Origin of the sequence: Paractinoplanes tereljensis (genome assembly GCF_016862435.1) — a bacterium.
Taxonomy (GTDB): Bacteria; Actinomycetota; Actinomycetes; order Mycobacteriales; family Micromonosporaceae; genus Actinoplanes; species Actinoplanes tereljensis.
Map to the genome: position 1 here is coordinate 227,069 of NZ_BOMY01000039.1, position 12,809 is coordinate 239,877.

Annotated in this window: 8 protein-coding genes; 5 read left to right on the forward strand and 3 right to left on the reverse strand. The window is 68.2% G+C overall.

From position 1 onward, the window contains the following. Nucleotides 1–372 precede the first annotated feature (372 nt). The 5 genes from Ate02nite_RS30580 to Ate02nite_RS30600 all read left to right on the forward strand — a co-directional run bounded on the left by Ate02nite_RS30580 (nucleotide 373) and on the right by Ate02nite_RS30600 (nucleotide 10,040). Nucleotides 373–1,920: a DUF2397 family protein gene (locus tag Ate02nite_RS30580; protein ID WP_203811310.1), complete on the forward strand. Its 1,548-nt coding sequence runs from the start codon at nucleotides 373–375 to the stop codon at nucleotides 1,918–1,920. After that, nucleotides 1,917–3,203 carry a DUF2398 family protein gene (locus Ate02nite_RS30585; RefSeq protein WP_203811311.1) on the forward strand — a complete coding sequence of 429 codons (1,287 nt, stop codon included), beginning with the start codon at nucleotides 1,917–1,919 and terminating at the stop codon, nucleotides 3,201–3,203. Before Ate02nite_RS30580 ends, Ate02nite_RS30585 begins: the two co-directional genes overlap by 4 nt. Beyond that, on the forward strand, nucleotides 3,200–8,149 hold the full coding sequence (locus Ate02nite_RS30590) for an SbcC/MukB-like Walker B domain-containing protein (RefSeq protein WP_203811312.1): 4,950 nt from the start codon (nucleotides 3,200–3,202) through the stop codon (nucleotides 8,147–8,149). Before Ate02nite_RS30585 ends, Ate02nite_RS30590 begins: the two co-directional genes overlap by 4 nt. A 3-nt stretch (nucleotides 8,150–8,152) precedes the next feature. Then, nucleotides 8,153–9,355, forward strand: coding sequence for a TIGR02679 domain-containing protein (locus Ate02nite_RS30595; RefSeq protein WP_203811313.1), 1,203 nt, complete (start codon nucleotides 8,153–8,155; stop codon nucleotides 9,353–9,355). Nucleotides 9,356–9,419: 64 nt separating this feature from the next. Further along, nucleotides 9,420–10,040 carry a transposase gene (locus Ate02nite_RS30600; protein WP_239147810.1) on the forward strand — a complete coding sequence of 207 codons (621 nt, stop codon included), beginning with the start codon at nucleotides 9,420–9,422 and terminating at the stop codon, nucleotides 10,038–10,040. A gap of 17 nt (nucleotides 10,041–10,057) precedes the next feature. Here Ate02nite_RS30600 and Ate02nite_RS30605 read toward each other — a convergent pair whose 3' ends face one another. The 3 genes from Ate02nite_RS30605 to Ate02nite_RS30615 all read right to left on the reverse strand — a co-directional run bounded on the left by Ate02nite_RS30605 (nucleotide 10,058) and on the right by Ate02nite_RS30615 (nucleotide 11,994). Further along, nucleotides 10,058–10,549: a hypothetical protein gene (locus Ate02nite_RS30605; protein WP_203811314.1), complete on the reverse strand. Its 492-nt coding sequence runs from the start codon at nucleotides 10,547–10,549 to the stop codon at nucleotides 10,058–10,060. A gap of 185 nt (nucleotides 10,550–10,734) precedes the next feature. Further along, nucleotides 10,735–10,935, reverse strand: coding sequence for a hypothetical protein (locus Ate02nite_RS30610; RefSeq protein ID WP_203811315.1), 201 nt, complete (start codon nucleotides 10,933–10,935; stop codon nucleotides 10,735–10,737). A gap of 93 nt (nucleotides 10,936–11,028) precedes the next feature. Further along, nucleotides 11,029–11,994 carry a tyrosine-type recombinase/integrase gene (locus Ate02nite_RS30615; protein ID WP_239147811.1) on the reverse strand — a complete coding sequence of 322 codons (966 nt, stop codon included), beginning with the start codon at nucleotides 11,992–11,994 and terminating at the stop codon, nucleotides 11,029–11,031. Nucleotides 11,995–12,809 lie beyond the last annotated feature (815 nt).

The window sequence follows — 12,809 nt, forward strand, 5'->3', positions numbered from 1 at the left end:
GTGTGGAGAGGCGTTGGACCGATGAAACTTCCCGGTCGCGGCGCTGTGTTTTCCCGATGACCGTTAAGCCGGCTGATTAGTCCAGAATCGGCCCTTCGTTTGTGGCTCGCCGCAACCCGGCCGTATTGTCGGTTCTTCCGCAGCAAGAACGGCAGCCGTTTAGTGGTTTGGCCGGCGGGAGCGTCGCGGTCAATGCCGTTACAGGCAGGCCGTCGCGGTGGTAAATCGCCGTGCCGGGGACTGCGGCGCGTCGCGCAGGGGCCGTATGGTGGCGGCGTCTGCTATGAGTTGATCTTGGACGGTGGCGGAAACTTGTCGGTGGGTGCCGCGATGATGGCGCGGTTGGTGACCCTCGTCGGGAGGTAATCCCCTATGCCGAATCCACCGCGGCTGTGGTGGCAGGACATCGATCCGGTTGTGTGGCGGTGTTTCGGTCAGCCGGAGGATCTGGCTCGCGAGCGCAACACCGCGGTGCTGGCGGCGTTGGAGGAACTGGCGACCCGGGCGCCGATGTCGACGCCCGCCGAGGTCAGCGCGCAGATGCGTGAGGTCGGTTTCCGTGATCCGGTGAGCGAGGCCGAGCTGCGGGCGGTGCTGGAGTATCTGACCAGTGCGCATCTGGTCGAGCCGTTCCGCGACTACGCGGCGCTCAATGCGGGCTTGGATGCGGTGGTCCGCCGTCAGGAGGCGTGGGCGCTGACCAAGATCGGCCGGGCAGTGGTGGCCGCGGTCCGGAGCGCCGTCGTGGATTCGCGGCGGGCGTTGCAGTTGCCGAGCCGGTTGCTCGACAGCGTCGAACGTACGATCCGCGATCTGCTCGATCATCTGTCGTCTGATGCCGGGCTTCTGCCCACTGATCTTGACGATGTGCGGACGCGGTTGGAGGAGATCCAGCGGGTCACCGCCGATTTCTATGCCGCGTTGGCGCAGATGGTGCAGTCGGATGTCACCGACAATCTGCTGTTCGGGGAGAACCGTGACCGTGTGGTGGAGGCGCTGCGGCAGTTCCCGCGCGAGTACGGGCGTGCATTGCGGCGGGTCGAGTCCGCGTTGAACGATCTCGAGATCGCCGGGTATCGGCCGCTGGTGGAAGCCGCTGCTGGGCACGCCGGTCTGCTGGATGTCCGGGATCAGCAGAACTGGATCGACGAGCGGGTACGGCGGCTGTCGGACCTGGCCGCCTGGTTCGCCCCGTCGGGTTCGGTGCAGCGGCTGATCTCGTCGGCGGCCGGTGCGGTGCATACGCTGCTGGTCGCGATCGACCGGCGGTATACGGCGTTGCGGCGTGGCTCGGACCTGGCCGCTGACTTCCGGGAACTCGCCTACAGTTTGTACGCCCAGCCTGACGACGATGCCGCTCGCCGGGTGTATGCGGCGGCTTTCGGTCAGTGGCCCGCGGTGCATGCGGTCGTCGGAACCGTTGAGGAGGATGTCGCGCATTCCGCCACGGCGGCGGCAGGTGTCAGCCGGCATCAGGTGGAGGTGGTGCTGCGCGAGCACGAGCGGGTCGGGCGGGTCAGTGGTCGTCCGCGCAAGGTGCCCGACTCCGCGGGGGCACGGGCGGCCGCGCTGGCGAAGGCGGCTGCTGCGGCGGCAGACCGGCGGCGTTTCGCCGCGTTGCTGGCGACCGGCGGTGAGGTGCCGTTGAGTCATTTCGCGGGGTTGGAGACGCCGGCGCTAGTGATTCTGCTCGGTGCGATCGAAGTGGCCCGCAACGCGACCGATGCGACAACCGGTTACGGGGAGGCTCAGGCTGAGGGAGCCAATGTCGTCGTGCGGGTGCGGCTGGGCCGTCCGGATGTCCATGTGCCGGTCCGTTTCGCGGAGGGTGTTCTGGTGGCGCCGGAGCTTTTCGTCCTGGTCACCGCGACCGACGCCGGTGACGGCAGTGCCGTTGCCGTTGAACGGGGGGCGGCGTGACGCCTCGGCTGCTCGATCCCGACCTTGCCGACGCTGCGCGTCATCTGATCCTGACGTGCCGGATCTCATCAAGCGAGGATCCGATCCGCTACCGGGCGGTGCTGCGCCACCGCCGGGAGATCACCGACTTCTTCCGTACGGAACTGGGGTGGGGCCTGCACATCCATGACGTCGGCGGGACGGTGCGGCTACACAAGCGCCGTGACGATGTGCCCGGCGACCGTGGACCGCGGTTGCAGCGCCGCAGTGGTCGCGGTGATCTGGCCCCGACGCCGGTTCTGGTACTGGCCGCGCTGGTCTGTGAGCAGCTGTGGCGGCGCCCGCGGATCAGCTTGCGGGAGTTGCTGCAGTCGGTGGCGCAGGTGTGCGCCGCGGAGGCGGGCACGGGCCGGCTTCCAGCGTTTCGGATCGTGGCCGCCGACGGGGTCAGCAAACGCGAGGCCCAGGCGGCGCGGGAGAACATCGTCGATGCGATCAAACTGCTACGGGCCGACGGGGAAATCCACGTGGACGCGGACCTGGAGCGTGCGGTCGCCGATGAGAACGCGGAGGTGTTCATCACCGCTGACCGTGACGCGCTGGCCAACAAGTTCGCGTCGTTGTCACCGACGCTGCTGTCGTTGAGCAGCCGACCGGCCGGGCAACACGTCGCCACGCTGACGGCGGCGTCACTGCCGGATGCCGAGCCCGAGGCCGTTGCCCAGCGGCAGGCCAGTGTGGAAGGCCGGCGTCTCGCCGCGCTGCGGCGGGTGGTCGACGACCCGGCCGCAGACCCAGGCGACGACCCGAATCCGGTCGGCTACCTCGCATCGCTGGCCGGGCGCGAGCGGGCGCTCACCGTGGCCGCATCGCTCGGGCTGGTCGCGACCGTGCGCCGTGACTGGTGGGAGGTCACCGACCCGACCGGAACCGCGTCCGACGTCGACTTCCCGCAGGGCCGTAAGACCGAACGGCAAGCCGCCCTGGCGTTGCTTTCCCACCTTCCCGATCATGGCGCCGATCAGGTAAGCGAGGACGAGATCGTCGCCCTGTTCGCACAGATCCGCCACGGCATGCCTCGGTGGGCAGCAGGCTACGCCGACCGTCTTGACGCTCTGGCCCGCGCGGCGGCAGCGGAACTCGTCGCCGTCGGACTACTGCGGATCACCGGCGAGCCGGGCATCTGGCAGATCACCCCGGGGGTAAATCTGTGGCGGGTACGCGCCCGGCAGGGGCAACCCGGGCGTCCCGGCCGGCACCGCACGGAAAACGAAGCAGACGTCGAGGAGGACGATCGGTCGTGAGCCTCATTGCGCACCAAGGCCGCCGCCCGATAACGGACTGGGTCGACGGGCCCGGCAGCACCGGCCGCTGGCAGCCAACCCGTGCCGGGGCGGTGAACTCGTGGGCGTGGACCGACGAGACGCTGATGTTCGCCGACGGGTGGCTCGCACTGGCCGGCCCGAACGGATCCGGTAAGTCGTTGACAGCCTCGATGCTGGTCACCGTGCTGATCGACGGGGAGGTGTCGCAGAAGGCGCTGTCGGTCTCCGGTGAGGCGGTGGGCACGCTGCTGGACCGGCACACCGACCGGAACGCGAAAGAGGACCGGACCGGGGCGTGGTGGCTGGAGTACGGCTACCGCGACGAGACCGGCGAGGTCCGCTACTGCACGACCGGGTTGTGGCTGCGCTCGCAGAGCGGCAACTTACAGAAAGCGTTCTTCGTGACACCGGGACGCGTCGGCGTCGACCTGTTCCTGCAACGGGACCGCGATCCGGTCGCGATCGAGGGCCTCGCCGAGCAGCTGGCCGCCGCCGGCGGGACTCTGTTCACCTCCCATGATCGTCTCGCCGGGAAGGCCCGCGAGTTCGGTGAGGTCGCCGACGAGGCCCAATACCGGGAGGCGATCCGCACCAGATTGTTCGCCCCGCTGGATCCGGTGCAGTTCGATGCGCTCGTCGGGGTGCTGCGCAGCCTGCGCAGCGTCCGTACGGCGGAGGCGATCTCGCCGAATCAGATGCGCGCGGTGCTGACCGAGGCCCTTCCGGCTTTGGATCCGCGGGCGTTGCAGTTCATCGCCGACACCATGGAACGCATCGCCGATCTCGAAGAACAGCTGAAACGGGCCAGGGCGGAGATCCGTCAGCTGCAGCAGTCGGAGCAGCAGTATCAGCGGTACATCGATGCGGTCGTCGCGGAGGAGGCCGGGCGGCTGGCTCACGCCCAGACGGTCTTCGACGGCCACGCCCGCGAGGCACGTTTTGCGGAGCAGCTGCGTGACACTGCGGAGGCCGAAGCCACGCGGGTCGCGCAGCGACGCGCCGAGTTGCGTGGCGAGATCGCCGCTGTCCGGGGCCGGCTGCAAGCGGCGGAGGACGCGATCCGTGAACACGCCGGTGCTGAACTTCCCCACCTGGAGCAGCGTTTGATCGATCTGCGCCGGCGGCAGGGGGAGCTGGAGCAGGCTGCAGAGGATCTACGCGCCGAGTCGCACGAAGCCGAGCAGGTGGCCCTGGACTCGGCCGGGCAGGCCCGCAGCAGCCGGCAGCACCTGGCCGGGATCACCATCCGGCTGCAGGCGACCGCCGGCGAGGTCGGCGCGCACGCCGTCGTCGATCACCTCGCCGAGGTCAGCGAGCAGGTCACGTCGTACGACGACCTGGACACGGCGGCACCGAACGTGGACGTGACACGCGTCAGCGAGACGCCGCGTGGTTGGATCGAGACTCGCATGGAGCGGCTGACCGGCATCGACGCGGCGTTGCACCACCACGACGTGGCCCAGGCCCAGCAGCGGACCGAGGCCGGATACCTGCGCACCGCGGAGAACGACGCCGATCAGGCCGCCGACCGTGCCGGGGACGCCACCGCCGACCGGCGCCAGGCCGAGGAGGCTTTCCTCGACGAACTGCACCAGTGGGACGGGCGGCGCACCCAGCTGCCTGCCGTCCCGGCGCAGCTCACCGTCGAGGCTGTGGATCGGATCGACCCCGGCCGGCTGGTGGACTGGCTACATCAGGCGGCAACCGGCACCCGCGACCGGATCGCCCTGGCCGCGCGAGAACAGGACGTCGTGCACCGGACCCGCGCCGTCCGCGACGCCGAAACCCTGGTCGTTCGCGCGAAGAACAACGCTGAGGAAGCCGACCGCCTGGCCGGTGAGGCCCAGCGCGCCCTGGACGACACGGTCCAGCAGGCCGAGGACGACCACGCGGCCGCCGATGAGCAGGCCCGGCTTGCCCATACGGAGCACGACACCGCCGCCGAGGCGGCCCACGCCATCACCACCGCGGCCGAGCAGGCACTGGAAGAAGGCCGCTCGGCCGCAACCCGGGCGGCGGCCGACTGGGCGTTACAGGTGTCCGGGTGGCGAGCCGGCCTCGTTCACCTGGACGGGCAGGCTGTCACGCTGCCGGAGGATCCGGACGCCATCGACCTGCGGCAGCCGTTCGTCGCGGTGGAACGGGCCCACTCCGCGGCGGTCACCTCCCTTCAGCGCCGCATCGCCGACGCCGAGGCGGCCGTGGCCGCAGCAGAGGAGCATGTCGCCGGGATCAGCGGCGAGCTCGCCTCGGCCCGGCAGCAGCTGCCCGTACCGAAGGCCCCACCGTGGCGATCACCGCGAGAACCCGAGCGCGGTGTGCCGTTGTGGGCGGCGGTCGCCTTCGCCGAGCACGTCACCGACGGGCAGGCCGACCTCGTCGAGGGTGCGCTGCTGACCGCGGGCCTGCTCGACGCGCTGATCACCGCCGACGGCTTGATCGGCGATGGGGACCTGATGCTCACCGGCGACCACCCCGTAGCCGGGCGCAGCCTCGCGGATCTTCTCGTCCCCGAACCCGGCTCCGGCGCGAACCCCGAGCAGGTCGCCGCGCTGCTGGCCGCCATCCCTTTGGACGGTGCAGGCAGCGACCTGCGCCTCGGCCGGCTGCGCACCGGTGCGCTGGTCGCCTCGGCCCCGCGCGACTACCGGGCCACGTTCATCGGGCACACGGCCCGTGAACGGGCCCGCCTCGCCCTGGTCGCCGACCTCGAACAGCAGCTGGCCGAAGCCCAGGCCGACCTCGATGCGGCCCGCCAGCAGGTTGCCGGCCTCGAGGCCGCTGTCCGTGCCGCCGCCGCGGAGCGCGACGCCTTCCCGCCAGCCACCCCGGTCGCGCAGGCCCGCGAGCACGTCGGCCGGCTGGACCTGGCCCTGGCGCAAGCCCGGCAACACACCACCCAGGCCCTGGCTACTGCCGCGACACGCCTGACCGCACTGTTGGCCGACGTCACGGCCGCTCACACCGCCATCGACCGGCGCGTCGAGCAAGCTCGCCAGCACCAGCAGATCCGCGCCGGCGAACTCCAGCGGGCCCGCCAGGCCGAAGCCGACGCCGGCGAAGCCCTCACCGACGCGGGTGAAGAGCTGGCCGATGCTCTTGCCGCACGTGACGATGCCCGGACAGCGCAGAACCAGTGCGCCGCCGAAGAGCGAGACTTCCCCGACCTTGAGGAGCTGCGGCACACCGCCGTGCAGGAAGACGCCGCGGCCCGAGACGCCGAAACCTCCCGCGCCGCGCTCGCTGAGCACCGGCGCCGGCACCAGCAGGCCAGCGACCAGGTCCGGCGCACCCTGCGCGAGCTCAACGCCGCCGCTACCCTGCCCGACGGTGCGCTGCTGCCGACCGACCAGGACGCTCTCGCACGCCACCGTAGTCTCGTGTCCACCCTCGGGCAGCAGGTCGACGCGTGGCACAGCGCTGGACAGCGAACCCTCGACCTGCTCACCGCGGCGGGCCGGAGCCATCAGGGCGCCGTGCGGATCGCCGTCCGATTCCGCAAAGCGGTCGCTGACGCCGACACGGCGACACTCGACGCCGACCAGTTGGATGCCCAGGTTCAGCAGACCCGGGAGCTGTACGGTGCGGAATACGCTCAGCTGCGCCAGGCCAAGGAAACCCTCGCCGGTGAACTGACCGCCAAGCAGGTCGAGGACTCCGCGCTGGAGAAAGAGTTCCGGGAGCACGACAACGCCGCGGTGGCCGCCATCACCACGCTGAAAGGGATCGCCCCGCGACGCGTGGAGGCCGAACAGCACCGTACCGCCTGCTACGACCGCGTCGGCCTGCTCGTCACCCATCAGTTCGCCGCCCTGCCGGAAGCCCTGGCCCGCGACAGCGACGATCGGCCGGCGAACCTGACCGCCGCCCTGGCCTGGGCGCGGCAGATCCTCGCCGACAAACCCGCCACCACCGCCCGCCTGGACACCCTTAAGACCAGCCGCGAACGCGCCCAGAAGCAGCTGGAAACCACCGTGCGGTCGGTCAACCAGGCTCTGGCCGTCTTCGACCAGCAGTTGGACAGCACGACCCTGGAGGGCACCGAATGGCGGCGTATCACCCTGGCCGCGCCGAACGCTGCCGTCGGCGAGGACCTGCGCCAGGCTGCCGAAACGCTGCGGGCCACTGCCGAAGGACTCGAAGGCGACCTGCGCCACGACATCAAGGCCACCCTGAAGACGTCGATGTTCACCCAGCTGCGCCGCGACATCCAAACCCGCCGGGAAGCCGCCCAGGACCTCGTGCGCCGCATCCGTGAGACGCTGACCAACGTGCGCACCGGCGTCGCCCGAGTCGGAGTCCAGGTCGACTGGAAAGTCCGCGACGACGACAACTCCCATCAAATGGTCACCCTGCTGGGAGCACCACCGTCCGACGAGGTCTTCGACCAGATGTATGAAATTCTGCGCGAACGGATGGAAGACGCCGACGACGAGACCTGGGCCGAGCGGGTCGCCCACACCTTCGACTACCGCTCCTGGCACCAGTGGGAGATCAGCGTCACCCACTCAAGCTTCGGCGCCGACCAGTTCAAACCGGTCAACGCACGATCCAACCCGCTCAAGGGCCTGTCCACCGGCGAATCCCGGCTCGCCACCATGCTGCCGCTGCTGGCTGCCGCCTGGTCGATGTACTCCGGCGACACCTACAAGGGTCCACGCCTGCTGTCGATCGACGAGATCGACGCCGCGTTCGACGACAAGAACTTGCGCCAGGTCCTCGCCCTGCTGCGCACCTGGAACTTCGACGTGCTGGCCACCACCCCGACCCTCGCCCCGCTGATCAAACGGGAAGCCCAACACGTCGTCATCCACGAACTGGTCACCGACGGCAAGCACCGCGTCTCCGTCCCGTGGCTGTGGCACGGCAGCGGCGAACCCACTCCCCTGACCCTCGCCGCACCCGCCGACACGGACGAGCGGTAGCCGATGCCCGCCGACCTCACCTACCTCGCCGAAGACTCCGACCTCCTGCCGCTGCGGAAAGCCGTACACGCCCGGCTGTGCGCCGGCGGCACCCCCGAGGCGATTAACACCGTTCGGGTCGCCGAGCTGAACCCCGCCGGCATCGCGCAACTGCGGACCTGGCTGGACACCTCGACGCGACGGCGCCGCGGCACCTCGGCCGTCACGACCTCCGGCCACCTCGCCACTATTCCGCTGCGCGAGCTCCTCGCCGTCCTGGATCTCACCCCCGAAATGCTCACCGGTCTGGTCGAAAAAGCCGTCGGTGAACCCGTCGTCGACCGCAGCAGCACCGCATTGGCCGCCTCAGCCCGCCGCGAACAGCTCTGGCAGTACGCCGCCGAGCAGCTTCCCAACCTGCCCGCGTTACTCGCCCGGATGCGCGCCACCGGCGTCGGCGAAGACGCTACGCAGATCCGTTACAGCATCACCGCGCTCGCCGCCGCCCTACGACGTCTTCCGGCGCGGCCGCCGACACCGCTGGCCAAACTGGCCCACGACGTCACCGGTGACCCGCACTACTTCGACCTCACCACGCTCGCTGGGCTACGCCTGGTCGCGGCGGTCGCCGAACGCGACGGCCAGCCTGAGCCCGGCCGGCCTGACCTGATCCGCGCCCTGCTGGCCCGTCACGGGGTCATCGCCGACCGGCTGTCGGCCACCGTCCTGGTCTTCAACCTCCAGGTCAGTGGCGACGGCCCGATCGACCGCCGGTTACGCGACGCGCGTACGCCCGTTGCGCTGACGCTGCTGGACCTGCTGGAGCACCCGCCCGTGCTCGCCCCGCAAACGCTGACTGTCGTGGAAAACCCCTCAGTGCTGGAAGTGGCCTTCAGCACCGATGCGCGACTCCCGCTGGCCTGCACCAGCGGCCAGCTACGCGCCATCGACCACGTCCTGTTCCAGCTGGCCGTCGACCACGGCATTCACCTGCGTTATGCCGGCGACATCGATCCCTCCGGCCAGCAGATCGCCGCGGTCGTGGCAGCGACCTACGGCGCCGAGCTCATCGCGATGGACGACGCCACCGCAGCCGCGGCACGACAGCATCCCGCCTCTGTTCCCTCGCCCATGCGTCGCCCCGGCCTCCAACCGGTTTTCCAGGAACACGACGCGCTGTTGGACAGCATCCTTCGAACCCCGCCGACGCCGCCTGGCCTGGAGTAGCTCCCGTTGCCGGGAGCCGTCAGGACCACCCGCATCCGCCATCGGCAGGAGGGCCAGTCGGCAGATGTCTCCATCAAACTCGGGGCAGAACACTGTCCGGGTATCGGTGGCCGGGTTGTGCTGCTACCGGCCCGGTGAACGATCTCGGCTGATCTACCGCACACTGCTCTATCGCGGGCGCAAAGGCGAACCGAAAGGGCTCCGCGAGCCCGACCTCTTCGGGCTCCTCGACGCCGCTCACCAGCAGCTACTAGCACCGATCGTGCTGGCCTGGGACAGGCTGTCGCTGCACAAGACACCCACGATCCGGGCGGCAATCGCCGCCCGGCCATGGCTGCGCGTCTACCTGCTTCCCGCCTACCCGCCCGAGCTCAACCCGGTAGAGAAGGTCTGGTCGACGGTGAAAGGCAGCCTGGCCAACCTGGCCGTCGCCGTGAAGAATCGGCTCAGCCGCATGCAATACCGGCCTAACCTGATCGACGGCTTCTTCACCGGAACAGGTCTCTCACCACCGACACCATCCAGACCCCGAAAGGTGTCTAGCGGCGATTGGCAGGGGGCTCGTTGGCATCGTTCACCCAACCACCTACGACCTGAAGATCGGCCGCAAGCGCGTTCACCGTCCGACAGGCGTGCTCCTTGTCGTGCGTGGTTCCACACGCGCAGGTCCAAGTGCCGTTGGTGAGCAGGTCGATCATTCGACTAAGAACTTTTCGTGTGTACATTGCGGCCGAGCCGCTGACCGTCACGTTCTGGCCAGGCCCCCCCGCGCAATGCCACGCCGACGCCGACGATCGCGTCGGCCCCATCGGTGGAGATGCCCAACGCGTCGGCCCGGGATTGAGGATCCTCCACCCTATTTGTGGCGATTTTCATGACCATGCCGAGTGCCGCGACGACGCGGCCAGCTTCGGCAGAACTCAAGCTGATCGAGTCGGCGGTCTCCGCTACCTCGATGTGGACGGCGTTGGCCTCGGCCAGAGCGGCGGCAAGGTTGTCGACGAGCCCGGGCTGTAGATAGGTGTCCAGGAACGTGCGCGGCTTGATACCTAGCTGGTTCGAGAGCTCATCGATCTGGGCGGCGAGGACGTCCTCGGCCTCCGCACCCATCAGCGTCACCCCCTTCTCGGCACACCGTTCCCGCAGGTCAGCAGCTAGCGCTTGAAACTTCTTGGTGTTGCGAATGTCGGCCATCGGTCCATTTGAATCCACGCCGGCATGAGGTTTTCGCCGGGCCAGCCAGCTACACAGCGGACCGTTCCTCTCATAGTGGCGGGGCTGGCCAGCGACGAGACAGCACGGGGCGCCAACGGCGGCCAGCCTCGCGAGTGTGGAGGACATGACGGCGTCGGCTATGACGACTGTTGCGGCAGCGAGTTCTATCTCGGCGGCGGCAAGGGCCACGGCGGCTGCACCGTCAGCAGCGAGCGCGACGCCGGCCCGGAGTTGCTGACGCCTTCGACGGGGTGCAGGCGACGGGCCTCGCCGCTGACGGCGAACGAGTCGGCGGTGCTGGTGGCGACGCCCCACGCCGGTCGGGTGACGTCCCGCATCCGATAGAACCACGAGCTACCGCTCATAGCCGATACTGAGCAGCCATGCCCCTCGCACAAGGAACGTTCGACCGCGTCGCCGGACGGTTCGAGCGACTGTGACCCACTATCGATCTCCTGTCACACGCGTTCGCCGATGCCGAGGCGGGCTTGGGTCCGCTGGGCCCGCTCGGCGGCGGCGTTGGCACCGTAGCGGCGTGCCATCTCCTCGGACGACCAACCGAGCACCATCATCAGATCGCCGGTGTCACCGCCGGCCAGTCTCCATTCGTGGGCAAAACTGTGCCGCCACCGGTGCGCATACACCCCGGAGAGGCCAGCCTTCTCCCCGATCCGCTTGAGGCGAATCTTGATACCGCTCGACTTCAGCGGCCGGGTGCCACGGTCGGCGATCCAGAGTTCTTTCACCTCGGCGATCCCGTCGCGCCGATTACGTGCCCGCAGGTAGCGGGTCAGGATCCGCGCCGTCCTGGAGCCGAAGCGGACTCGGCGTTCCTTATCCCCCTTGCCGTGCAACACCACCGAGTTGGTGTCCAGGTCCAGGTCGGCGACCAGCAGGCAGCCGATCTCCGACAAGCGGGCACCGGTGTTGTAATACATTCGCACCAACGCCTGGTCCCGTAGCTGCAGGAACGAGTTTCCCCGGCAGACTCCAAGGATCTCCTGCGTCTCGGCGTCGCTGATCACCGGGATGAGCTTCTGGCCGACGTTCGGCAGCGGCACACCCTCGATCGGCGAACGCTCTATTTCCTCTTCCTGCAGCAGCCAGCGGAAGAACTGCTGCAACGACTTGTACTTGTTCACCGCGGTCGCCGGCGACCGGGTCTCGATCATCCAGGCTTGGAACGCGACGACCTGCCGCCGGGTTACCAGGCGCGGATCGAGCGCCGGCCCGGAGCCCGGCAACTCGTCCACGAGATAGGCCGCCAGCTGACAAGCAGCCAGCACATAGCCGTACCGGGTCGACTCCGGGTGATTCGCGGCCCGCAGAAATCGTTCCCAGTCGATGAGAAGGTCTCTCCAGAGGTCGCTCTGAATGTTCGCCAGTAACTTCGCGATTCCTGTCATGCCGACCTGCCGAGTCAAGGGGTCAACGCAGTCCGTCCGAGTACCCGAGTCAAGGGGTCATAGGACTGCCTTCGAGTTAAAGGGTCGTTGAGCGGCGTGCTCGCTTCAAGACCCGTAGCCCTCCCGAGGGACAAGCCCGTGACCTGCATAAACGCCAAAAGGTCTGAAACAAACAGGACGAGTCAAGTGGTCTGAAAACTCGGCCAGATCAAGTCCGACTGCGGAGAAACCCTGCCCTGAGCTGCTCAAACTCCAACAAAAGTCCATTGCGGAGGAATCTCACGCTGACCGAGTCAAGTGGTCCAGGACGGCCATGCATCAAGCGACATAAATGAAAGAGGGTCTTCACATGGCCTCTGGCCTGCGAAAACCCTCTAAACTGTCGGGCTGACAGGATTTGAACCTGCGACCCCTTGACCCCCAGGACATAAAAGGCTCAGCGACGTGCTCAACAACGTTTTACCAGGTCACCGAAAAGCCTACCAGGGCGAGTAAAGGTGTCGCTACCAACCAGCTCCCGGTGAATCCATCATAACGCTCCTACCAGCGGTTTCGCTGCCCAGGTTCCCTCAAAGGTGCCCTCGCGGACGTTTGCCAGTGCTTTATCGGTCCGCCAGCAGGCTGACTGATACCAACGAGCGGCGTGCTAAGCCATCGGCGAATCGACCCCTTGACTCGGCAGCAGACTCCCCCGCGACTAATCCTTCTTCGGAGGAGACTCCGTCCGCGATTTCCATCGCGACATAATCGCTTTGTAGACCATTCCTCAGGAACCTCTCCTACTCGAATTCCGTTAGCACTCAACTTGGCCGGGGCAGTGCCACCGACCACAT

Coding starts and splice junctions, on each gene's coding strand:
- Ate02nite_RS30595 (WP_203811313.1), top strand. CDS start 8,153: ATGCCCGCCGACCTCACCTACCTCGCCGAAGACTCCGACCTCCTGCCG.
- Ate02nite_RS30580 (WP_203811310.1), top strand. CDS start 373: ATGCCGAATCCACCGCGGCTGTGGTGGCAGGACATCGATCCGGTTGTG.
- Ate02nite_RS30610 (WP_203811315.1), bottom strand. CDS start 10,935: ATGAGCGGTAGCTCGTGGTTCTATCGGATGCGGGACGTCACCCGACCG.
- Ate02nite_RS30600 (WP_239147810.1), top strand. CDS start 9,420: ATGTCTCCATCAAACTCGGGGCAGAACACTGTCCGGGTATCGGTGGCC.
- Ate02nite_RS30605 (WP_203811314.1), bottom strand. CDS start 10,549: ATGGCCGACATTCGCAACACCAAGAAGTTTCAAGCGCTAGCTGCTGAC.